This window comes from Bradyrhizobium denitrificans, from assembly GCF_013179005.1.
Classification (GTDB): Bacteria; Pseudomonadota; Alphaproteobacteria; order Rhizobiales; family Xanthobacteraceae; genus Bradyrhizobium; species Bradyrhizobium denitrificans.
On sequence record NZ_JABFDP010000045.1, the window covers coordinates 26544 to 48036 of the forward strand.

Here is a 21493-nt window from a genome sequence, read left to right on the forward strand (position 1 = left end):
ACTGATGGCCGTCGCCGGTCCTGAAATCGAGCGTCTGATCCAGCTGCTTGCGCGCCTGCCCGGGCTCGGGCCGCGCTCGGCACGGCGTGCCGCGCTGCATCTGATCAAGAAGCGCGAGGCGCTGATGGTGCCGCTCGCCTCGGCGATGCAGGTCGCGATCGAGCGCATCCAGGTCTGCAAGACCTGCGGCAACATCGACACCCAAAGTCCGTGCACGGTGTGCACCGACCCGCGGCGTGATCCCGCGATGATCGTGGTCGTCGCTGATGTCGCCGATCTCTGGGCGCTGGAGCGTGCGAAGGCAAGCAACGGCCGCTATCACGTGCTCGGCGGCACTTTGTCGCCGCTCGACGGTGTCGGCCCGCAGGATCTCACCATCGACGCGCTGGTGCAGCGCGCGCATGCGCCGGAGGTGTCCGAGATCATCCTCGCACTGAACGCGACGGTCGATGGCCAGACCACCGCGCACTACATCACCGACCTCCTGCAGGAGGCGAACGTCAAGGTCACGCGACTGGCGCATGGCGTGCCGGTCGGCGGCGAGCTCGATTATCTCGACGAAGGCACGCTCTCGGCCGCGATGCGGCAGCGCACCCTGTTCTAAGCACAGACGGAAGTGGAATGATGACGAAACGCGGATTCGGCAAACGGCTGGCTTTGGGCGCGATTCTGGTGGCGCTCTCGGCGCCGTCCGTGCTGGCGCAGCAGGGTGAAGTGCCGCAGAAGGCCGGCAGGCCACTCAATGCCGGCGACGTCCTGTCCGGTGAGCTGAACGCGCTGAAGATCAAGAGTGCCAAGCCCGGGCAGCCGTCCGCTGCGTATCAGATCACCAGCGAGCCGCGCCGCCTGCCGCCGCCGAGCGGGCTGTGCAATCTCGAGACCGGCCCCGAGACGTTCCAGCTCGTCACCGCCAACAATGCGCAGGCCTCGCAGCTCAAGGGCCTGCTCGGCAAGCAGATCGCCGTGAAGGTCGACGAGATCGCCTGTGCCCAGGACGCGGGTCAGATGAGCGAAGCGGTCGTCACGAAGTGGAGCCTGGTGAAGCGGTGATCTGCGCGATCCTCGCTCGGCCATCGTTTTTACGCGATGAGTGCCTCTCCTCGCATTGACCGCCAAGTCTGCCGGGCCGAGCCGCCGAGGAGAGAGGACGATGCCGTTCATCCACGATCAATCTGACATCGAATGGCCGGAGGATGGATCCGATGCACCGGATCCGCGCGTCAGCGATTTTGTTTATTTGCCTGCTCCCGAATATGGCGGGCCGCAGGAGCCGGTCCGGTTTTCACTGCAGCCGCCTGCCAGCGAGAGCACCGCATCTCCTGGGGCAGTCGAGCCGCAAAGGCGGAGCATTCTCGATCGTCTGCTCGGACGGCGGACGCCGCAAAGCCGGGTGATCCGGGACCACGAGCGGCGGCGGCAGCTGCTGTTCGCGACGCTCGTGCCGCCGCTGCGGGCTGCCGGCGCCAAGCGGGCGTATTGTCGCTACGATGGCGGCAACGACGAAGGATTTTCCTGGCTCGATCACTACGAGAGCGAAAGCGGGGATCGTCTCGACCTCGATGCGCTGGCCGCGCGGCTTCTCGCGATGGGCGTCCATGATCAGCTGCCCGCGATCGAAGCCCGCTCTCAATCCGCGGCAATTTTCAAGCACCAGAAGCTCGCTGAGTTGCGCGACGTCGTTTCCGATCAATTGGTCGAGGAGTGGGCCATGCTGCTGCTCGGCAGAGGTTTCGGCACCGGCGAATATTGCATGTATGGCGCGTTTTGGGTGGATCTCGAAGCGTGCACCATCATCGATGACGGCAATGCCGATCCGGTCGTGAAGAACATCACGATCGCCGGGTAGAGGCGGCCATGGCGCATCCCTATCACCATGCGGTTCGTTCCGCCCGCCTGTTCGGTGGCGAGCCGGCCGACTATCAGGCGATCCACGACTGGTTCGACGAGAGCAAGGCGCATCTCGCTGACGTCCGCCACCGCGCCCTGCGTCACCACAGCGAAGGGATCTTCCTGTGCGAGGCGATCTTTGGTGCGACCCTGACCAACAGCGTCGGCAAAGTCGTTCCCGTCAGGACGATCGGAGAGCAGCACGTCAAGGATGATCTGGGCTGGATTCCGACCGTCAAGGATTGGCTGCAGCACCTTGAGGTCCAACCCTGGATGGGCCGAACGCCATTCCGTCCGCAGACCGACGAGCGGCAGTCTGCCGGCACGTCCAGTGTTCAGCAGCCGCCGCAGGATGATGCCGCTTCGCCGGAGGGGTGACTGCCGCGCTCAGACCTTGGCCGGGCCCAGCGCCGCGAAATGCCCCCGGCGCTGCAGCCAGGCAAGCAGCACGAGGCTCGGGATCGCGACCAGCACGCAGATCACGAAGAACAGCGGCCATCCTGTGGCCTTCGCCACATAGCCTGCACCCGATGACAGATAGGTGCGCCCGACGGCGGCGAGCGCGGTGAGCAGCGCATATTGAGTCGCGGTGTGCAGCGGGTTCTTGCAGAGCGCCGAGAGATAGGCGACGAAGATCACGGTGCCGATCGCGCTGGTGAAGTTTTCCGCGGAGATCGCCAGCGCCAGCGCCCATTGATTGACGCCGACGATCGCGAGCCATGAGAACGACAGATTGGCCAACGCCTGCACCACGCCGCCGATCCAGAGACTTGTCGCGAGCGCATAGCGGCGGGCGACGAAGCCGCCGGCAAAGCCGCCGGCGAGAGTCGCGGCAAGGCCGACGCCCTTCACGATCGCGGCGTAGTCGACCTTGCTGAAGCCGAGATCGATCACGAACGGCGCGGTCATCGTGCCGGAAAAGGCGTCCGTGAACTTGAACAGCACGACGAAGGCAAGCGCCGCGAGCGCATCGCGCCGGCCGAGGAACTCCACGAAGGCGCCGGCGGCCGCATGCATCACGCGGGTGAGCGCGGTGTCCGCGCCCATTTCCGCTTCCGCCAGCTTCGACTGCGCCGGCTCGGTCGCGGCCAGCGCCGTGATCGTGCCGATCAGAATGAGCGCGGCCATCACGACATAGCCCCACATCCAGGACGCCGGCCGCGGCAGCCCGCTGGTTTCAAAGGCACTGACCACCACAAGCGCGCCAGCGGTCGAGACCAGCATGCCGATGCGGTAGGCCGCCACATAGGCCGCCATGCCAGCTGCCTGCTCGCTCTCCGGCAGGCTCTCGACGCGGAAGGCATCGACCACGATGTCCTGGGTCGACGACATCGCGGCCACCAGCACGGCGGCCAGCGCCACCATGAACGGCGCGCGCGCCGGGTCCGTCAGTGCCAGCAGCAGGATGGCGCCGATCAACAGCAGTTGCGCGAACACCAGCCAGCCGCGTCGACGGCCGAACACGCGCGTCAGCAGCGGCACGTGCAGCGCGTCCACCAGCGGCGCCCATAGGAATTTCAGCGTGTAGGGCGTGCCGACAAGGGCGAACAGTCCGATCGTGCCGAGATCGACGCCGAGCTCGCGCATCCAGATCTGCAGCGTCGAGCCGGACAACGCCAGCGGCAGGCCCGAGGAAAAGCCGAGGAAGAGCACGACGAGAACACGCGGCTGCAAATAGACCGCCATGCTCTCGCGCCAGGTGGGGGCGGGCTTGGTGTCGGGCTTTGCGGCGGCTGCCGTAAGGTCGGATGTCGCGTCGGGTGCGGTCATGAGCAGGTCGTAGCAGATTTGGGGAAATGCCGTATGCTGTTTTGCTCCGCTGGAGCCATGTTTAAGTCGTCATCGTCCGCGAAAGTGGACGATCCAGTAGCCACCGGCTTCTCGGGTCTCACGGCCGTCTCGGCGTACTGGATGCCCGCCTGCGCGGGCATGACGGTCTTAGAATGAACCTCCAGCGATCCCGGGATAGAGATCATTCCAGTTTGGGTTGTTCTCTTCGATCAGCCGGATCTTCCAGGTTCGATTCCATTTCTTGAGCCGCTTTTCACGTAGAATGGCATTTGCTGCATCGTCGAACTGCTCGAAGTAGACAAGGCGCACGACGTCGTATTTCTCAGTGAAGCTCTCGATCAGCTTTGCCTTGTGCTGTGCCACCCGGCGGATCAGATCGTTGGTCACGCCGATGTAGAGCGTACCGCCAATGCGGCTTGCCAGGATGTCCACGTAGTAGGAACGCGTGCCCATCGGACGTCTCTGGAATATTGGAGCGCCCGGTCAAGCCAGGCGACGACCGTCTTGCCTGGATGGCTGTCTCGGACAACACAGAGACTTCGGTCACTCTCCCGCCTGTATGCGCCCTGCCAGCGGAAACAGGTCCGGCGTCGTCCCGACAGCAGGCGCAATCCGCGGCGATTCCACCGGTGCATCCTGCTTGCTGAAATCCAGCTCCTCGATGCGGGCGGCGCGCTTCTCGATCTTGTCGGCGGAGATCAGGATCTGGCGGATATCCTCGCCGACATCGCCAAAATGCTTTTGCAGCTTGAGCACGCGCTCGCGCAGGCGGCCGAGATCGTCGCCGAGATGGATCACCTCGTTGCGGATCTGGTCGGCGGCATCGCGGATGCGCGCATCCTTCATGATCTGCTGCATCACCTGGATCGCCAGCATCAGCAGTGACGGCGACACCAGCACCACGCGGGCGCGATAGGCCTTCTGGATGACGTCGTCGAAGCCGTCATGGATCTCGGCATAAACCGACTCTGAGGGCACGAACATCAGCGCCGTATCCTGCGTCTCGCCGACGACGAGATACTTCTCGGCAATGTCGTTGACATGCCGCAGCACGTCGCTGCGCAGGCGCTGGGCGGCGGCGCGCTTCTCCTCCTCCGTCTCTGCATCATGCAGCGCCGTGACGGCTTCCAATGGAAACTTGGCGTCGATGCACAGCGGGCGCGCATCGGGCAGGAACACGACGCAGTCCGGCCGCTTGCCGCTGGCGAGCGTGTATTGGAAGGCGTAGCTGCCCTTGGGCAGCCCGTCCTGCACGATCGCCTCCATGCGCGCCTGGCCGAAGGCGCCGCGCGACTGCTTGTTGGCGAGCACGTCGCGCAATGTGGACACCTGCGTGGTCAGCTCGCTGAGGTCGCGATGGGCATTGTCGATGATGCCCAGCCGCTCATGCAGCACGCGCAAGGAATCCATGGTGTGGCGTGTGCTCTGCTCCATCGACTGGCCGACGCGATGGGTGACGGCATCAAGGCGCTCGTTGACGCTGCGGGCCAGGTCCACCTGCCGGCCGGCGAGCAGTTGCGCCATGGCATCGACCCGGCCGGACGCTTCGCTCTGGACCCGGATCATCTCGCTGAACCGCTGTTCGAGCTCGTCGGTGCGAATCGCCTGCTGTGCGGCAAACTCGCCGCCGCGGCGGCTGGACCGGGCGACGGCTGCCACGATCATCACGAGCAGCAGCAGCACCAGCACGCCAAATCCGATCAGCGCGTCACTGGCGCGCAGCGGAAGGTCGCCGATCATCACGATGACAGGATTGAGCGATTGGCTGGTGGTCATCACCCCCGTCTATCCGATTCGCATAAGCCTGCGAACGAAGAGAGAACATTCATGGTTAAGATCGGCTTAAGATTTATGGTTAGCGAGGCGTTGAATTTCATGGTTAGCGATGTCTTAACCACGCACCGTCACATTGACCGGGCCTGTTCCGGGGCTTAAATCGCGCGCCATGTCCCTACGAGAAATCATCATCCTGCCGGACAAGCAGTTGCGGCTGGTCTCCAAGCCTGTCGAGAAGGTCACGCCGGAGATCCGGCAGTTGGTCGACGACATGTTCCAGACGATGTACGACGCCCCCGGTATCGGGCTCGCGGCCATCCAGGTTGCGCAGCCGCTGCGCGTCATCACCATGGATCTGGCCAAGCCGGATGCCGGTGGCGAGACCAAGCGTGAGCCGCGGGTCTTCATCAATCCCGAGATCATCGCCAAGTCCGACGAGCTCTCGATCTATGAGGAAGGCTGCCTGTCGATCCCCGAATATTACGAGGAGGTCGAGCGGCCGGCGCGGGTCCGCGTCCGCTTCACCGATCTCGACGGCGTGCTGCGCGAGGAGGATGCCGAGGGACTCTACGCCACCTGCATCCAGCACGAGATCGACCATCTCAACGGCGTGCTGTTCATCGACTATCTGTCGAAGCTCAAGCGTGACCGCGTTCTGAAGAAGTTCACCAAGGCCGCCAAACGCGCGGGCGAGTGATCGACGAACTCTGTCCTCCGTCATGCCCGGGCTTGACCCGGGCATCCACGTCTTGCCTCTCGCGTTGGCGTTCAGACGTGGATGGCCGGGACAAGCCCGGCCGTGACGCGGAGGATTCGGCAATGCAGGATCTTCCACCCGATGCCCCTTCGCCTGATCTTCATGGGCACGCCGGATTTCGCCGTGCCCACCCTGCTTGAGCTCGCCGGCCACGGCCACGAGATCGCGGCTGTGTATACGCGCGCGCCGAAGCCCGGCGGCCGTCGCGGCCTGGCCCTGGTGCCGACGCCGATCGAGACCGAGGCGCGAAGGCTCGGAATTCCCGTGGTCACGCCGAAGACGCTGAAGACCGAGGAGGCCCTGACCGCGTTTCGCGCCCATCAGGCCGATGCAGCTGTGGTCGTGGCCTATGGCATGATCCTGCCTCAGGCGATTCTCGATGCGCCCAAGCTCGGCTGCTACAACCTCCATGCCTCGCTGCTGCCGCGCTGGCGCGGCGCCGCGCCGATCAACCGCGCCATCATGGCTGGTGACGCCGAAACCGGGGTCATGGTGATGAAGATGGATGTCGGGCTCGACACCGGCGACGTCGCGATGGCCGAGCGCCTGCCGATCACCGATGCGATGACCGCGTCCGACCTGCACGACCAGCTGGCGCGGATCGGCGCCGACCTGATGGTGCGCGCCATGGCTGCGCTGGAGCGCGGCGGGCTCACGCTGACGAAGCAAGCCGATGCGGGCGTCACCTACGCAGCCAAGATCGAGAAGGCCGAGGCGCGGATCGACTGGAGCAAGCCTGCCAACGCGGTATTGCGCCACATCCACGGCCTGTCGCCATTTCCGGGGGCGTGGAGTGAGGTCACGCTCGACGGTGAAGCCGTGCGCTTGAAGATCCTGCGCTGCGCGCTGGCCGATGGCAGGGGCGAACCGGGCGCTGTGATCAACGAGCAGCTCACCATCGCCTGCGCCGACGGCGCCGTCCGTGTCACCGAGCTGCAGCGCGCCGGCAAGGGCCCGATGAAGGCCGCGGATTTCCTGCGCGGCACCCGCGTCGCTCCGGGCCTGCGCTTCGGTTGACGTCCCCAACGCGTCATGCGCGGGCTTGACCCGCGCATCCATCTCGCAAACAAACGTCCTTGTTGGATGGATTGCCGGGTCAAGCCCGGCAACGACAGCAAAACTCGATCCAGGCGATGCCCCGCTACAAGCTCACTATCGAATATGACGGCACGCCATTCTGCGGCTGGCAGCTGCAGGAGACGCTACCGTCGGTGCAGGGCGCGCTGGAGGCGGCGGTGCAGGCGACCTGTGGCGTGCCGACCCGCGTGCACGGGTCAGGCCGCACGGATGCCGGCGTCCACGCCACCGGCCAGGTCGCGCATTGCGACATTGCCAAGGACTTCCGGCCCGACAAATTGCGCGATGCGCTCAACGCGCATCTGCGGCCGAACCCGGTCGCGGTGCTTGAGGCCGAGATCGTTTCCGATACGTTCGAGGCACGCTTCTCGGCCCGTAAGCGGCACTATCGCTATCGGATCGTCAATCGGCGCTCCAATCTCGCGCTCGAGGTCGGGCGTGTCTGGCGTGTGCCGCAGCGGCTTGATTCCGATGCGATGCATGCCGCTGCACAGAGGCTGATCGGCAGGCACGACTTCACCACGTTCCGTGACACAGAATGTCAGGCGAAATCGCCCGAGAAGACGCTCGATCAGCTCGATGTCGTCAGGGACGGAGACGCGGTGACCATCGTGACCTCGGCTCGCTCCTATTTGCACAGCCAGGTGCGCTCGATGGTGGGATCGCTGGTGTGGGTCGGGCAGGGCCGCTGGAGCGCCGATGATCTCGCCGCCGCGCTGGCCGCGCGCAACCGCGCCGCCTGCGGTGTCGTGGCGCCCCCGGAAGGGCTGTACCTGGTCAAGGTGGATTATTGAAGCAGTCCCAAGTGGAACCTTGGTGCTGTTAGTTGCGAATGACTATCCTAATTAGTTGCTGTTTTGCGTCGCAATGCATGGTTTCTTAACTCCAAATTGAAATCCTGGCTGTTATCCGGGCCTTGAGTTGCTGTTCAGCGAGGTCCGTCGTGCGCATTCGCCAAGTCTTCCTGCTTTCTCTGTTGCTCGGGGCCGTCATCGGCCTGCTCGCCACCGCGCTGTTTGCCTGGCAGCAGCTGGCCTCCCTGCAAGCTGCGAGGACAGCAGGACGTGATGCGCAGCTGCTGGCTGCCATGCTGCGGCTGCCGGAGAAGTTGAATCTCGAGCGTGCTATGGTCAATCCGCGGTTGGCCTCGCCCAATCCGGCGACCGCCGACGAGCTCGCTTCGCTGCAGAAGATCCTCCAGGGCTCGGATGAAGCGTTCGCCAAGGCGCGAAGCCTCGTGCAGTTGAGCGAAGACTCCGCCGCGCTGGATTCGATCCAGCAGAAGCTGCGCGCGTTGCGCAGTTCCGCGCTCGATGCCGTCACGCAGCCGAAGGCCGCGCGATCCGAAGTCATTGTCCGCGATTACGTGCCGCAGATGTTCGCGATTCAGGAGACGACCGGCAGCCATGTCGAAGGCATCGTCCGCCGGATCAATTCGGCAAACCCCGCGGTCGGCCAGTCGGCCAGGCTCGCCGTGATCGGGTGGGACATGCGCGATTGGGCTGGTCGCGCCACCACGACCTTCATCCGCATGATCGCGACCAAGCAGCCGATGTCCGGTGAGCCGGCCGAGGCTCTGGCCATGTTCAAGGGACGGATCGAGCGGATCTGGTCGGCGGCCAAGCTCGCGGCTGCGGAGATCGATCAGAAACCGATCTTCGCAGCCTTGTCGCAGGTGGAAAGCGGCTATTGGGCGCGTGGCGGCGAGTTCTATGCGTCCCAGGTCGCGCCGAACCGCGGCAAGGTCCTCGAGCTCGATCCCGATCAGTTTCTGCGCTCGATGTTCCCGATCCTCGACACGATCCTGCCGCTGCGCGATGCGGCGATTGCCGAGGCGCTCCGTCAGGGCGATCTCGCCATCGCCGAGTCGCAGACGCGCTTCGTGCTCGCGCTGGCCCTGCTGCTGATCAACGTGGCGGCTGCCGCGCTCGGCACCGTCTGGTTCAATGGCCGGGTGATCAAGCCGCTGTCTTATCTGACCGAGCTGATCGGACGCATCGCCAGCGGTGAGCGCGACGTGACGATCGCCTATCGCGACCGGACGGACGAGGTCGGCACGCTCGCCAACGCCATCGGCGTGCTCCAGGAGAAGTCTGCCGAGGCTGATCGGCTCGCGCTTCAGGGCGCCGATGCCGAAGCCCGTCGCGACGCGCGCCGGCAGAAGATCGAGGCGCTCACCGGCCGGTTCGGCGAGGTCATCGATACGCTCTGCGGCCGCCTCAGCGATGCCGCCAGCGGCCTGAAGCAGTCAGCCGAAGCCCTGGACGGCTCCGCCAGCGCCACCGCCTCCCGTGCCACCGCAGTGACCGATGCGGCAGCGCAGGCAACGGCCGGCGTCAATACCGTGGCCGCAGCCTCGGAGGAGCTGGATCATTCGATGAAGGAGATTACCCGGCAGATTGCGGAAGCGGCGTCGGAATCGTCGAATGCGACCAGTCAGGCGCTCGACACCACCGACAAGGTGCGCACGCTTGCCGGCAGCGCAACGCGCATCGGCGACGTCGTGCAGCTGATCCGCGCCATCGCTTCGCAGACCAATCTGCTCGCGCTCAACGCCACGATCGAATCGGCACGCGCTGGCGAGGCCGGCAAGGGCTTTGCCGTGGTTGCCTCCGAGGTGAAGAGCCTGGCATCGCAGACCAGCAAGGCGACCGAGGAGATTGAGAGTCAGATCGCCGCGATCCAGAACGAGACGGGCAGCACCGTTGCCGCGATCGAAAAGATCGCGGCTGTCGTCAATACGATCAGTGGTGTCACGGGCGCGGTGGCAAGCGCGGTAGCCGAGCAGAGCGCCACGACGCGGGAGATTGCCCGCAGCGTGCAGCAGACGGCCAGCGGCACCAACGACGTCTCGTCATCGATTGCGCTGGTAAGCGCTGCGGCTGCGGATACCCGTGGATCGGCGCGATCGCTGCTCGACTCCGCGGCGAGCCTGGCCGGGCAGGCCACGGACCTGCGCCGCGAGGTCGATCAGTTCTTGGCCGAGGTGAAGGCAGCCTGACCTCTGTCAGGGGTGCCGCTCAGGCGAAATAGCGATCGAGAATGCCGCGATAGATCTTCGTCAGGGTGGCGATATCCGCCACGGAGGCGCGCTCGTCGATCTGGTGCATGGTCTGCCCGACCAGGCCGAATTCGATGACCGGGCAATAGCTCGCAATGAAGCGCGCATCCGAGGTGCCGCCGGTCGTGGAGAGCTCCGGCTTGCGTCCGGTCACGCTCTCGATGGCGGCGACGGCGAGGTCGGTGAACGGCCCCGGCTTGGTCAGGAACACTTTGGAGTTCGACGGCAGCCAGTCGATATGGGCGCGGATGCGGTTTCCGCAGGCCTTGGCCAGCCGTTCCTCGACCAGCGCCCGCAGCGAGTCCTGCGTGTGACAGTCATTGTAGCGGATGTTGAACTTCGCGCGCGCCAGGCCCGGGATGACGTTGGATGCCGTGTTTCCGACATCGACGCTGGTGAATTCGAGGTTCGACGGCTGGAATTGCGCACTGCCGTGATCCAACGGTTCGTCCGACAGCGCGACGATCAGGCGAGAGATGTCGGGCACCGGATTCTCGGCGCGGTGCGGATAGGCGACGTGGCCCTGCCTGCCCTCGACGATCAGCGTGCCGGACTGCGAGCCGCGGCGGCCGATCTTGATGCAGTCGCCCATGACCTCCTGGTTCGACGGCTCGCCGAGCACGCAATGGTCGAATTTTTCGCCGCGCTCGGCCGCCCATTGTAACAGCTTGATGGTGCCGTTGATCGAGACGTCCTCCTCGTCGCCGGTGATCAGGAACGAGATCGAGCCTTTCGGCTGCCCGTCGTGATCGCGCAGATAATCCAGCGCGGCGGCGACGCTGCAGGCGATGCCGCCCTTCATGTCGACCGCGCCGCGGCCGTAGATATAGCCGTCCCTCACCTCGCCCGAGAACGCCGGAAGGCTCCAGGCCGCTTCGTCACCGGGCGGGACCACGTCGGTATGGCCGGCGAAGGTGATGTGCGGACCCTCGGTGCCGATGCGAGCGTAGAGATTGTCGATGTCGGCCGTGCCTGCTTCCGAAAAGGTGATGCGGTGGGTCGTGAAGCCGGCCTGTTTCAGCAGGGCTTCGAGCACACCGAGCGCCCCGGCATCGGCGGGGGTCACGGAGGGGCAGCGGATCAGATCGCGGGTGATGGTGAGGGCATCGGTCATGCCCTCCGCTTAACACGGGCTTTCGGGCGGCGGCTAGTGCGCCGCCCGGGCCAGGACGATCAGTCGCGCAGCAGTTCGTTGATCGAGGTCTTGGAGCGGGTGCGCTCGTCGACGCGCTTGACGATGACGGCGCAGGCGGTGGACGGGCCGATCTGGCCGTTCTTCATCGGCTTACCCGGCAGCGCGCCCGGTACCACGACGGCATATTCCGGCACCTCGCCGACGAAAGTCTCGCCGGTCTCGCGGTCGATGACCTTGGTCGAGGCGCCCAGGAAGACGCCCATCGCGAGCACTGCGCCCTTCCGGACGACGACGCCCTCCGCAACCTCTGATCGTGCACCGATGAAGCAATCATCCTCGATGATCACGGGGCCGGCCTGCAGCGGCTCCAGCACGCCGCCAATGCCGACACCACCGGAGATATGGACGCGCTTGCCGATCTGGGCGCAGGAGCCGACTGTCGACCAGGTATCGACCATGGTGGCCTCGTCGACATAGGCGCCGAGATTGACGAAAGACGGCATCAGCACGACGTTCTTGGCGATGAAGGCCGAGCGGCGCACGATCGCGCCAGGCACCGCGCGGAAGCCGGCCTCGCGGAAGCGGTTCTCGCCCCAGCCTTCGAATTTCGACGGCACCTTGTCCCACCATGACGCCTGGCCGGGGCCGCCCGGAATGACGCTCATGTCGTTGAGGCGGAAGGACAGCAGCACGGCCTTCTTCAGCCACTGGTTGACGCTCCATGTGCCGTCCGTGCCGCGCTCGGCGACGCGCGCCTCGCCCTTGTCGAGCAGCTCCAGCGCACTCTCCACGGCGTCGCGGATCTCGCCCTTGGTCGTGGTCGAGACGCCATCACGGGCATCGAAGGCGCTGTTGATGGTGGATTCCAGGGCGGAAAATGACATCGGTCGATCCTCGCTTGGTCCCGGGCCGACCGGGACGGACGTGTACGAGTATGGAGGGCAAGGCGGCTTTTTCGGAGTTTGGGGCAGGGGAGTCAAGGCACACCCACCGCTGGTCCGGGACGACGGTCGGCTATGTAGCCACCAGCCGCTGCAAGAATCCGGTCAGGTCATCCGTGACGTGGTCGACATGCGGATCGTCCCGACCCGACAGCTCCCAGTCCTCGCGCACCACTTCCTTGGTGCCGTCGGGCACCACCAGCACCGTGGTCATGCCGAGGTCGTGCGGGACCACGAGATTGCGGGCAAGGTCCTCGAACATGGCTGCACGGGTCGGATCGACGGCGTGCAGCTCGAGGAATTTGTCATAGGTCTCGCGCGCGGGTTTTGGCGTCAGCTCGGCGGCGATGATGTCGAACACGCCGTGGAAATGGCCGGCGATGCCGAGCCGTGACAGCACCGCATCGACATGATCGACCGAACCGTTGGTCAGGATCAGCTTGCGCCCGGGCAATTTCTCGATCGCCGCGCCCATGTCCGGATTCGGCTCCAGCGGCGAGTGGTCGATCTTGTGCACATAGGCCAGGAAGTCGTCGGCATGCACGCCATGCTCAGTCATCATCCCGCGCATCGTGGTGCCGTAGCGGCGGTAGTAGTCCTTCTGGATGCGGCGCGCCTCGTCCGCGTCGACCTTGAGCCAGTTGGACACGAACTCGCCGATTCGCGCGTCGACCTGCTGCCAGAGATTGACGTGGTGCGGATACAGCGTGTTGTCGAGATCGAACACCCAGGTGTCGACGTGGTCGAAGCTGCGGGGATCTTTCGTCATGTCTGCCTCGGTCCATCATGCCTGGGTTCATCATGCCCCGCTGGCGCGGCATATTCCGCCGTCGTCCCGGCGAAGCCCGGGACCCATACCGCGTGATCTATCATGGGGCAGGATGGCTGATGCCGGTCGCCTCCACCACGGCCGGTGGTTATGGATCCCGGCGTTCGCGGGGATGACAGCGGAGTGTGGGGCCGCAGTGCGCGCCTGATCGACATGATCATCACGGCAGCGCGAATCTGATTGTCTTGCCGCCGCGGGTGATGTCGACCGCGGTGAAGCCGGTGGCGGTGAAGCCGCGGCTCGGACAGTCGCCCTGCTCTGTTGTCTCGAACTTGTTCTCGCGGGTGCAGAGCTGGACGAGGCCGCCCCAGTTCAGGGGCTTGTTCTTCAGCTTGATGGTGCGGTTTTCGTCATCGACCGCCTCGGCGAAGCTGTAGACCTTCTTCGGCTGCCCGGTAATGTCGGGATGCAGGCACTTGCCGGCGTCGATGCGATACCAGCCGCGGCTGACCACCGTGCGGCCGTCGTCGGTCGCGACCGCCGCCATGACCTTGTGCGGCGTGTCGTTGCACCAAGTAAGCCCGGTGGGCGAGGGCGTCTGAACCGCGTCGACCATCGTGGCGAAGAATGTCGACTGCGAGACGATGTCGGACGAGAGCCCGCGACTCTTCAGGAACGCGGCGAGTGCAGCTTGCGTCTTCGGCCCGTCGACGCCGTCGATCGGGGACACGTCATAGCCGGCAATGCCGAGCAGACGCTGGATGCCGGCGAGGCGGGCCTGCTCGTCATCATATTCCGCGCTTTCGGCGAGATAGGCGGTCAAGCTGCCGTCATCGCTTTTTGTCGGCGTCACCTGGGTGAACGCTGCCGGGGTCTGCCCGGCACGGCATTGTCGCGCAGCAGCGATCACGAAATTATCGGTCGTCGCAACGCAGAGCTGGTCATTGCCGTTTGCGGCGATCGGCGATGCGCCATAGAGGCTGAGCGCGCGCGCGTGGAGCAGGATACGCTCCGCGGTCATCGCGCCCTGCAGCACCACGCGGCAGGTAGCCGGATCGAGCCTGAACCATCCCCGCGTCGCCGTCGCCGCCTTCTCGTCGATGCCGATCGCAGCCTCGACGACGTAGCTCATGCGATTGCAGAGCTTGAGGTCGGCGCGGGCGGGCGTGGTGAAGGTGAGAAGAGGGAGGATGGCGGCCAGGGCGAGCGCAACGCGAGTCCGGAGGGGTTTCGCTTGCCAACGAATCTCCCCGACGTCATGGCCTGGCTTGACCCGACCATCCACGCGTTTGTCTCCATCGGAGGGAAAGTCATGAATGCCCGGGTCGAGCCCGGGCATGACGATCTCCAAGGTTGCGACGGCCTTGCCCATCACTTGTGGATCAGCGTGCCCGTGCCCTGGTTGGTGAACAGCTCGAGCAGCACCGCGTGCTGCACCTTGCCGTCGAGAATCACGACGCCCTGTACCCCCTGCTCGAGCGCGTAGATGCAGGTCTCAACCTTCGGGATCATGCCGCCGGAAATGGTGCCGTCGGCGATCAGCTTGCGCGCATCCTTTACCGACAGCTCCGGAATCAGCTTCTTCGACTTGTCGAGCACGCCGGGCACGTCGGTGAGCAGCAGCAGGCGCTTGGCCTTCAGCGCGCCGGCCACCGCTCCGGCAAAGGTGTCGGCGTTGACATTGAAGGTCTGACCTTCCTTGGAGGTCGCGAGCGGAGCAAGGATCGGGATCAGCTCGTAGCCGATCAGCTGGTTCAGCAGCGTCAGGTCGACCTTGTCGGGCTCGCCGACGAAGCCGAGATCCACCACCTTCTCGATATGGCTGTCCGGATCGACCATGGTGCGTGTGGCCTTGACCGCGCGCACCATGTTGCCGTCCTTGCCGCAGAGGCCGACGGCCTTGCCGCCGGCTTCGTTGATGTAGCCGACCAGCTGCTTGTTGATCGAGCCGGCAAGCACCATTTCGACGATCTCGATCGTCGCAGCGTCGGTGATGCGCAGACCGGCGGCAAATTCGGAGACGATGCCGAGGCGTTTGAGCATGGTCGCGATCTGCGGCCCGCCGCCATGCACCACCACGGGGTTGATCGCGGTTTGCTCGAGCAGCACGATGTCGCGCGCGAAGGCCTTGGCGGTGTCCTCGTCACCCATGGCGTGGCCGCCATATTTGATGACGATGGTCTCGTCGTCATACTCCTGCATGTGCGGGAGCGCCTCGGACAGGATGCGGGCCTGATCGAGCGGGCTGATGGTGGTCGCGTCGGTCATGTCGGGGATCTCGGCTAGCGGGGCGTCGCCGCGCGTTCTATCCGATTGCCGCCTGCTGCGCAAAGCGCCGGATCAGGCGCGCCGGGGCCACAACGCGCAGATCGCGAGCGCAATCCAGCTCGCAATTTGCAGGCTGCCGCCGATCGGCGCCGCAAACGGAAACAGCCGGTCGCCGGCGAACTGCCGCATCAACAGGTCGCCGGCGAAAAGCGCCGGCCCGAGCGCGAAACCGAGGGCCGCGATCAGCCCGATGCGCCGATGAATGACGCCGCGCTCGGCCAGCGCGACGGTGCCGAGCAGAGCGCAGGCGTGGAACAGCAGCATCATGGAGGCGGTGGCGAGGCGGGATGCGTCGGCATCATGCGCGGCCTTGGCCGCGAGCGCCACGCCGGTGGCACCCATCAGCCCGGCCAGTGCGATCAGGAGACGCCAGAGCCGCGTCATGCGCCGCGCTCCTCCAGCAGGCGCGCCATTGCGGCGCGCAGCTCCGGCATGCCCGTTCCGGAGCGCGATGACGTCGCCAGCACCTGCGGGAATGCCGCCGGATGCTTGGCCAGCGCGGCCTCGGTCTCGGCGATGCGGGCGGCGAGCTCCGGCGGCTTGACCTGGTCGGCCTTGGTCAGGACCAGCTGATAGCTGACCGCGGACCGGTCGAGCGTCTTGAAGATCTCCTGATCGACCTCCTTGAGGCCGTGGCGGGCGTCGATCAGCACATAGACGCGGGCAAGCGAGGCGCGGCCGAGCAGGAATTGGTGGATCAACTCGGTCCAGGACGCGACCTTGGTTTTGGCCGCGGCGGCGTAGCCATAGCCGGGCATGTCGACCAGGCGCAGCGGCGCATAGTCAGGTCCCTCGAAGAAGATCAGCTCCTGCGTGCGGCCCGGCGTGTGCGACGTCCGTGCCAGCGCGTTCTGGCCGGTCAACGCATTGATCAGGCTGGACTTGCCGACATTGGAGCGGCCGGCAAAGGCGATCTCGATCTGGCCGGACATCGGCGGCAGGCTCGCGATCGAGGGCGAGGCATGGGTGAACCGCCAAGCCTGCGCGAACAGCTTGCGGCCCTTCTCGATCAGGCGCTCGTCGGTGTCGTGGCTGGTGGTCATCAATGCTTTTGCCTCGTCATTGCGAGCGAAGCGAAGCAATCCAGGGTCACAAGGGAAGTCTGGATTGCTTCGTCGCTGCGCTCCTCGCAATGACGGCCGCGGCTCAAGCCGCCTTACTCGTCGTCACGCCACTTTTTTTTTTAAACGTGCCGCGGATGTTGTCGAACAGCTCCACCTTGACGCCATTGCGGCGCATGATGAAGCCCTGCTGCAGCACCGACAGCGTGTTGTTCCAGGCCCAGTAGATCACCAGACCGGCCGGGAAGCCCGCGAGCATGAAGGTGAAGATGATCGGCATCCAGTTGAAGATCATCGCCTGGGTCGGATCCGGCGGCGCCGGGTTCAGCTTCATCTGCACCCACATCGTGATGCCCATGATGATCGGCCAGATGCCGAGCGCCAGGTAGTGGCCGAACAGGGGCAGCTGGGTCGGATCAAACGGGATCAGGCCGAACAGCGTGAACAGATTGGTCGGATCGGGCGCCGAGAGGTCCTTGATCCAGCCATAGAACGGCGCATGCCGCATCTCGATGGTGACGAACAGCACCTTGTAGAGCGAGAAGAACACCGGGATCTGCAGCACGACCGGGAGACAGCCGGCGACCGGGTTGATCTTCTCCTTCTTGTAGATCTCCATCATCTCCTGCTGCTGCTTCATCCGGTCGTCCGGATAGCGCTCCTTGAGCGCCTGCAGCTGCGGCTGGATCGCCTTCATCTTCGCCATCGAGGCGTAGGACTTGTTGGCGAGCGGAAAGAACAGGAGCTTCACCAGCACCGTCACCAGCAGGATCGAGATGCCGAAATTGCCGAAGAAGCGGAAGAAGAAGTCGAGCGCCAGGAACATCGGCTTGGTCAGGAAGTAGAACCAGCCCCAGTCGATCAGAAGATCGAAATGGTTCAGCCCAAGCTGCTGATTGTAGCCGCCGAGCCCGCCGATCGGGAAGTTGATGCCGACGACGCCGGCTTCCTTGGCTCCGGCGAACAGCCGGGTAGAAACGCTGGCCGCGCCGCCGGCCGGCACGGTCTGCGGGGTCTCGACATAGTCGGTCTGGTAACGATGCTGGTTGTCGACCAGCTTCGACGAATAGTTCGCCGTCAGGCGGGCATCCGTCATCGGCAGCAGCGCCGTCGCCCAATATTTGTCGGTGATGCCGAGCCAGCCATTGGTGACGTCGAACTTCGCCGCCTTGTCGTCGTCCATCTTCTTGTAGGTGTATTCCTGCAGTCCCTTCTCGCCGAGATAGCCGATCAGGCCTTCATGCAGGATGTAGTAGCCCGACACGTGCGGCGTGCCGTGGCGCGAGATCAGGCCGAAGGGATACAGCGTGACGGGCGCGCTGCCGGCGTTGGTGACCTCATCCTTGATGGTGAAAAGATAGTGCTCGTCGACCGAGATGGTGCGCTTGAAGGTCAGGCCGTCGGCATTGGTGGTGCTCAGCTTGACCGGGGTCGTCGGCGTCAGGGCGTTGGTGCCGTCCTGCTGCCACACCGTGTTCTGGTCGGGCACCTGGACCTTGGCGCCGGGCGCGCCGACCCAGCCGAACTCGGCGTAATAGGGCTCGGCGGTGTTGGACGGCGAGAACAGCACGATCGCGGGCGACTTCGGATCGACCGTCTCGCGATATTGCACGAACGCCAGGTCGTCGATGCGCGCGCCCTTGAGCGAAATGCTGCCGCTCAGCCGTGGGGTGTCGATCTTGACGCGGGGCGTGGCGGCGATGGCGGCGTCACGCGCCACCACGCCGGTGGCCGTAGTCGCCGCGCCGCCCGGTGCGCTCGGGCTGCCTGAGGCCGCGGCATTGGGCTGGGGGGTGGCAGACGGCGTGGCATCGGGCTGCACCGCGGGCGCCTGCTTCTTGGCGAGCTCGGCCTGCATCTGGGCCTGCGCCCGCTGCTTCTCCATCTGCGGTCCGTTGTAGAAGACCTGCCAGAGGATCAGCACGAGGCCGGACAGAATGACGGCGAGGATTGTGTTGCGATTGTCGGTCATCGTTTTCTTATCGTCTCGTCGTTCAATCCGGTGTGCGGGAATGCGCGTCCGGTGCGGGAGCATGGCGCCGGTTCGCATCCGACGGTTTGCGCGGCTGCGGCTTGGCCTGCGGCCGGTCGAGGCGGCGGAGGGTCGTCTGGAGGTCGTCGAGCATGGTTTGGAAGTCGCGCGACAGCGCATCGCGGCGCCCGATCAGCACATAATCGCTGTGCGGCCGCATCGACAGGGGATCGAGCCGTTTCACAAGCTCGCGCAGCCGCCGACGGATGCGATTACGCTCCGTGGCGGTGCCATTCTTCTTGGTGACGGTAAAGCCGATTCGGACCGGGCCCTGGTCCGCGCGCTCACGGCGCTGAACCACGAACGCAGGGCTGTTCGCCCGCGCGCCATCGGCAACGGCGAGAAAGTCCGCCCGCTGCCGCAGCCGATCCATAATGGAAATCTCCGGGACGGAGGCCCTGGCTTCAGGCGCTCAGACGCTTGCGGCCACGTGCACGACGGGCGGCAAGAACCTTGCGACCGCCGGTGGTGGCGAGGCGAGCGCGGAAGCCGTGACGGCGCTTGCGCACCAGTTTGCTCGGTTGATAAGTCCGCTTCACGGTCGTTCTCCGCTGACGGGCAATTTGCCAGTTGACAATTTGCCTGCTTGAAATGTCGAGGATGTCCGGTGATGCTTCCTGGCCCAAGCGGGCCGCTGGCGGCCCTCAGATCGAGCCGCCCCGGGCGAGCCGGGTCATCGCGGACGGTTGGCGCGGCTTATAAGGGAGCGTCCTGCCTTCGTCAATCGCGGCAAGGCGTTTCCGAGGTCTTTAGAATTTGCCCGAGAATGTGCCGGGCAAGCGCAGGCCGCCGCTCAGTGATATATCGACAGCGCAGGAAATGCGCGAAAATAGCCCCCGCCCGAAGGGGTTTCTTCATCGGACATCGCATGGCTTCGGGTTCCATTGTGAATGGATCGGACCGGAACATGAGCGATCCGTAATTTGACCGGACTCCGGTGCAGTCCCATCTTGCAGTCACGTAAGGGTGGGGGTGCCTCTTACAGGGACGACACGTGTCAGAGAGCGACAACCAGCCGATCCTGGAGCGTCTACGGCCGAAACGGTCGCGCCGGCTCGGCTTGTCCGGCAAGTTGCTCCTGTTAACCATTCCGCTGGTGATGATCGCGGAGGTGCTGATCTATGTGCCCGCCATCGCCAATTTCTGGACCAACCGCCTGAACGATCGGCTGGCTGCCGCGAATACCGCCGCGCTGGTACTCGATGCTGCCCCCTCCGGTATGGTTCCAGATTCCTTGGCGCGCCAGATCCTGACCTCGATCAATGCCCGCGGCGTCGCCATCAAGATGGGCCAGCAGCGTCGCCTGCTTGCCAGTGCCGACCTGCCGGCGTCGATCGATCATGATTTCGACATGCGCGACATGACCGTGTGGTCGTCGATCGTCAACTCGCTGAAGATGATGACTGAGACCGGCGATCATACCATGCGCGTGATCGGGCCTGCGCCCGGGCGCGCGCAATTCATCGAGGTCGTCACCGACGAGAAGCCGCTGCGCCGGGCGATGTATCGTTTTTCCCGCAATCTGCTCGGCGTGTCATTGTTGCTCGCCGTTCTCACCGCGGCATTGGTCTATCTCGCCCTGCATTTCCTGTTTGTCCGGCCGATGCGTCGCCTGACAGCCAGCCTTGTCGGCTTCCACGAAAATCCCGAGAGCGTTGCGCGCATCATCGTGCCGAGTTCGCGCTCCGACGAGATCGGTGTTGCTGAGCGCGAGCTCGCAGACATGCAGCGCGATCTCGTGTCCATGCTGCATCAGAAGAGCCGGCTCGCCGCGCTCGGTCTCGCAGTTTCGAAGATCAATCACGATCTGCGCAACCTGCTCGCCTCCTCGCAATTGCTGTCGGATCAGCTTGCCAGCGTGCCCGACCCGCGGGTGCAGCGCTTCGCGCCGAAGCTGATGCGTTCGCTGGAGCGGGCGATCGCGTTCTGCCAATCGACACTATCCTACGGCAAGGTGCAGGAGCCGGCGCCCGATCGGCGCCTGGTCGCCGTCGAGCCCGTGGTCGCAGAGGTGCGCGAGACGGCCGGGCTGTCGCCGGACGCCTCGATCACCTGGGTCGCCGCGATCGAGCGCGGGCTCAAGATCGATGCCGATCCGGACCAATTGTTCCGCGTGCTGCTCAACCTGGTGCGCAACGCAGCGCAGGCCTTGGACAGCCTCTCCGGTGACGTTGGCGTCCGCCAGATCCGCATCACCGGTCGTCGGGAAGGCTCCGTGACCATCCTGGAGGTCTCCGACACCGGCCCGGGTGTTCCGGCCAAGGTCCGCGAGCATCTGTTCGAGGCCTTCCGCGGCGCTGGCCGGCCGGGCGGTTCGGGGCTCGGCCTTGCGATCGCGGCCGAGCTGGTGCGGGCCCATGACGGCGACATCCAGCTGGTGGAAGGCACGCTGGGGGCCACCTTCCGGATCACGATTCCCGATCGGCCGGTGGAGCTGCAGACGTTCTGGACCGAGCGCGCCAGCGCCTGAACCAGGCCCATGATTGAGCCGGGGCGCGGCAACGGGGCGGTCCGTCGGCCCGGCCGCTGGTTTCCGCCCCTTTTTGCAGGGATGGCGCGCAAGCCACCCGTCTCTGGGGCATCATGGCGTGTGCATTCGTTCCGGGGCTCCGGGACCGTGAACTCCGGCCGACCGGCGGCCGCAGAAAAATGGTCGTAAAATGTCCCCGTCAGCCTTGCCAAGCGGCCTCTGAGCCGTTAGTCAGGGGCCCTTCGCGAGGCCTGCCGGCTTTCTGCCGCTTCGGCCTTCTGGGATCCGTCCGTGATGGACTGACCGCCACGGATCGGAGCCTGCCAGACGCGAAAACGCGCCCGTAGCTCAGCTGGATAGAGCATCAGACTACGAATCTGAGGGTCGGACGTTCGAATCGTTCCGGGC

Annotated in this window: 22 protein-coding genes; 9 read left to right on the forward strand and 13 right to left on the reverse strand. The window is 65.1% G+C overall.

What is annotated here, in order from left to right; translation table 11 throughout:
• The first annotated feature begins 4 nt into the window (after window positions 1-4).
• The 4 genes from recR to HL671_RS34645 all read left to right on the forward strand — a co-directional run bounded on the left by recR (window position 5) and on the right by HL671_RS34645 (window position 2265).
• Complete coding sequence (gene recR, locus HL671_RS34630; RefSeq protein ID WP_012047111.1) at window positions 5-604, forward strand: recombination mediator RecR; 600 nt, start codon at window positions 5-7, stop codon at window positions 602-604.
• Between the two features lie 20 nt (window positions 605-624).
• Window positions 625-1050 carry a hypothetical protein gene (locus tag HL671_RS34635; protein WP_012047110.1) on the forward strand — a complete coding sequence of 142 codons (426 nt, stop codon included), beginning with the start codon at window positions 625-627 and terminating at the stop codon, window positions 1048-1050.
• 100 nt (window positions 1051-1150) lie between these two features.
• On the forward strand, window positions 1151-1846 hold the full coding sequence (locus HL671_RS34640; protein ID WP_172242915.1) for a hypothetical protein: 696 nt from the start codon (window positions 1151-1153) through the stop codon (window positions 1844-1846).
• Between the two features lie 8 nt (window positions 1847-1854).
• Window positions 1855-2265: a DUF6915 family protein gene (locus HL671_RS34645; RefSeq protein ID WP_172242918.1), complete on the forward strand. Its 411-nt coding sequence runs from the start codon at window positions 1855-1857 to the stop codon at window positions 2263-2265.
• Window positions 2266-2274: 9 nt separating this feature from the next.
• Here the strand turns inward: HL671_RS34645 and HL671_RS34650 are convergent, their stop codons facing one another.
• From HL671_RS34650 to HL671_RS34660, 3 genes are all read right to left on the reverse strand, one after another.
• Window positions 2275-3657 carry an AmpG family muropeptide MFS transporter gene (locus HL671_RS34650; RefSeq protein WP_172242921.1) on the reverse strand — a complete coding sequence of 461 codons (1383 nt, stop codon included), beginning with the start codon at window positions 3655-3657 and terminating at the stop codon, window positions 2275-2277.
• A gap of 168 nt (window positions 3658-3825) precedes the next feature.
• Entirely contained in the window at window positions 3826-4131 is a 306-nt protein-coding gene (locus HL671_RS34655) for a GIY-YIG nuclease family protein (protein ID WP_172242924.1), read from the reverse strand.
• 90 nt (window positions 4132-4221) lie between these two features.
• Window positions 4222-5454 carry a DNA recombination protein RmuC gene (locus HL671_RS34660; protein ID WP_172242927.1) on the reverse strand — a complete coding sequence of 411 codons (1233 nt, stop codon included), beginning with the start codon at window positions 5452-5454 and terminating at the stop codon, window positions 4222-4224.
• 169 nt (window positions 5455-5623) lie between these two features.
• Between HL671_RS34660 and def the strand changes: the two genes are divergently transcribed.
• The 4 genes from def to HL671_RS34680 all read left to right on the forward strand — a co-directional run bounded on the left by def (window position 5624) and on the right by HL671_RS34680 (window position 10289).
• Entirely contained in the window at window positions 5624-6151 is a 528-nt protein-coding gene (gene def / locus HL671_RS34665; RefSeq protein ID WP_012047104.1) for a peptide deformylase, read from the forward strand.
• Between the two features lie 141 nt (window positions 6152-6292).
• Window positions 6293-7228, forward strand: coding sequence for a methionyl-tRNA formyltransferase (fmt, locus tag HL671_RS34670; RefSeq protein ID WP_012047103.1), 936 nt, complete (start codon window positions 6293-6295; stop codon window positions 7226-7228).
• Window positions 7229-7344: 116 nt separating this feature from the next.
• A complete protein-coding gene (gene truA, locus HL671_RS34675; protein ID WP_172242930.1) occupies window positions 7345-8082 on the forward strand; it encodes a tRNA pseudouridine(38-40) synthase TruA in 738 nt (245 codons plus the stop codon).
• Window positions 8083-8231: 149 nt separating this feature from the next.
• A complete protein-coding gene (locus HL671_RS34680) occupies window positions 8232-10289 on the forward strand; it encodes a methyl-accepting chemotaxis protein (RefSeq protein ID WP_172242933.1) in 2058 nt (685 codons plus the stop codon).
• A 19-nt stretch (window positions 10290-10308) separates the two neighbouring features.
• Here HL671_RS34680 and dapE read toward each other — a convergent pair whose 3' ends face one another.
• The 10 genes from dapE to rpmH all read right to left on the reverse strand — a co-directional run bounded on the left by dapE (window position 10309) and on the right by rpmH (window position 19154).
• Window positions 10309-11463: a succinyl-diaminopimelate desuccinylase gene (gene dapE / locus HL671_RS34685; RefSeq protein WP_012047100.1), complete on the reverse strand. Its 1155-nt coding sequence runs from the start codon at window positions 11461-11463 to the stop codon at window positions 10309-10311.
• A gap of 59 nt (window positions 11464-11522) precedes the next feature.
• Window positions 11523-12368: a 2,3,4,5-tetrahydropyridine-2,6-dicarboxylate N-succinyltransferase gene (gene dapD, locus HL671_RS34690; RefSeq protein ID WP_172242936.1), complete on the reverse strand. Its 846-nt coding sequence runs from the start codon at window positions 12366-12368 to the stop codon at window positions 11523-11525.
• A 130-nt stretch (window positions 12369-12498) separates the two neighbouring features.
• Complete coding sequence (locus HL671_RS34695; RefSeq protein ID WP_012047098.1) at window positions 12499-13194, reverse strand: pyrimidine 5'-nucleotidase; 696 nt, start codon at window positions 13192-13194, stop codon at window positions 12499-12501.
• A 220-nt stretch (window positions 13195-13414) separates the two neighbouring features.
• Window positions 13415-14479, reverse strand: a complete 1065-nt coding sequence (locus tag HL671_RS34700; protein ID WP_172242951.1) for a DUF1036 domain-containing protein — start codon at window positions 14477-14479, stop codon at window positions 13415-13417.
• Between the two features lie 86 nt (window positions 14480-14565).
• Complete coding sequence (gene argB, locus HL671_RS34705; protein ID WP_012047096.1) at window positions 14566-15462, reverse strand: acetylglutamate kinase; 897 nt, start codon at window positions 15460-15462, stop codon at window positions 14566-14568.
• A gap of 72 nt (window positions 15463-15534) precedes the next feature.
• The gene (locus HL671_RS34710) at window positions 15535-15906 is read right to left on the reverse strand and encodes a DUF423 domain-containing protein (protein WP_172242939.1); all 372 of its coding nucleotides are present in this window, start codon (window positions 15904-15906) and stop codon (window positions 15535-15537) included.
• Window positions 15903-16565, reverse strand: a complete 663-nt coding sequence (yihA, locus tag HL671_RS34715) for a ribosome biogenesis GTP-binding protein YihA/YsxC (RefSeq protein ID WP_172242942.1) — start codon at window positions 16563-16565, stop codon at window positions 15903-15905. The genes HL671_RS34710 and yihA overlap by 4 nt, the downstream gene beginning before the upstream one ends.
• Window positions 16566-16668: 103 nt before the next feature.
• The gene (yidC, locus tag HL671_RS34720; RefSeq protein ID WP_172242945.1) at window positions 16669-18555 is read right to left on the reverse strand and encodes a membrane protein insertase YidC; all 1887 of its coding nucleotides are present in this window, start codon (window positions 18553-18555) and stop codon (window positions 16669-16671) included.
• Window positions 18556-18577: 22 nt separating this feature from the next.
• Complete coding sequence (gene rnpA, locus HL671_RS34725) at window positions 18578-18988, reverse strand: ribonuclease P protein component (protein ID WP_172242948.1); 411 nt, start codon at window positions 18986-18988, stop codon at window positions 18578-18580.
• 31 nt (window positions 18989-19019) lie between these two features.
• Window positions 19020-19154 carry a 50S ribosomal protein L34 gene (gene rpmH / locus HL671_RS34730; protein WP_006609582.1) on the reverse strand — a complete coding sequence of 45 codons (135 nt, stop codon included), beginning with the start codon at window positions 19152-19154 and terminating at the stop codon, window positions 19020-19022.
• Window positions 19155-19609: 455 nt separating this feature from the next.
• Here rpmH and HL671_RS34735 point away from each other — a divergent pair, with 455 nt between their 5' ends.
• Window positions 19610-21085, forward strand: coding sequence for a sensor histidine kinase (locus HL671_RS34735; protein ID WP_012047090.1), 1476 nt, complete (start codon window positions 19610-19612; stop codon window positions 21083-21085).
• Window positions 21086-21493: the final 408 nt, after the last annotated feature.

Coding starts and splice junctions, on each gene's coding strand:
- dapE (WP_012047100.1), bottom strand. CDS start 11,463: ATGACCGATGCCCTCACCATCACCCGCGATCTGATCCGCTGCCCCTCC.
- argB (WP_012047096.1), bottom strand. CDS start 15,462: ATGACCGACGCGACCACCATCAGCCCGCTCGATCAGGCCCGCATCCTG.
- yihA (WP_172242942.1), bottom strand. CDS start 16,565: ATGACCACCAGCCACGACACCGACGAGCGCCTGATCGAGAAGGGCCGC.
- rnpA (WP_172242948.1), bottom strand. CDS start 18,988: ATGGATCGGCTGCGGCAGCGGGCGGACTTTCTCGCCGTTGCCGATGGC.
- HL671_RS34635 (WP_012047110.1), top strand. CDS start 625: ATGACGAAACGCGGATTCGGCAAACGGCTGGCTTTGGGCGCGATTCTG.
- HL671_RS34710 (WP_172242939.1), bottom strand. CDS start 15,906: ATGACGCGGCTCTGGCGTCTCCTGATCGCACTGGCCGGGCTGATGGGT.
- recR (WP_012047111.1), top strand. CDS start 5: ATGGCCGTCGCCGGTCCTGAAATCGAGCGTCTGATCCAGCTGCTTGCG.
- HL671_RS34660 (WP_172242927.1), bottom strand. CDS start 5,454: ATGACCACCAGCCAATCGCTCAATCCTGTCATCGTGATGATCGGCGAC.
- HL671_RS34655 (WP_172242924.1), bottom strand. CDS start 4,131: ATGGGCACGCGTTCCTACTACGTGGACATCCTGGCAAGCCGCATTGGC.
- HL671_RS34650 (WP_172242921.1), bottom strand. CDS start 3,657: ATGACCGCACCCGACGCGACATCCGACCTTACGGCAGCCGCCGCAAAG.
- yidC (WP_172242945.1), bottom strand. CDS start 18,555: ATGACCGACAATCGCAACACAATCCTCGCCGTCATTCTGTCCGGCCTC.
- HL671_RS34640 (WP_172242915.1), top strand. CDS start 1,151: ATGCCGTTCATCCACGATCAATCTGACATCGAATGGCCGGAGGATGGA.
- HL671_RS34695 (WP_012047098.1), bottom strand. CDS start 13,194: ATGACGAAAGATCCCCGCAGCTTCGACCACGTCGACACCTGGGTGTTC.
- truA (WP_172242930.1), top strand. CDS start 7,345: ATGCCCCGCTACAAGCTCACTATCGAATATGACGGCACGCCATTCTGC.
- def (WP_012047104.1), top strand. CDS start 5,624: ATGTCCCTACGAGAAATCATCATCCTGCCGGACAAGCAGTTGCGGCTG.
- HL671_RS34645 (WP_172242918.1), top strand. CDS start 1,855: ATGGCGCATCCCTATCACCATGCGGTTCGTTCCGCCCGCCTGTTCGGT.
- fmt (WP_012047103.1), top strand. CDS start 6,293: ATGCCCCTTCGCCTGATCTTCATGGGCACGCCGGATTTCGCCGTGCCC.
- dapD (WP_172242936.1), bottom strand. CDS start 12,368: ATGTCATTTTCCGCCCTGGAATCCACCATCAACAGCGCCTTCGATGCC.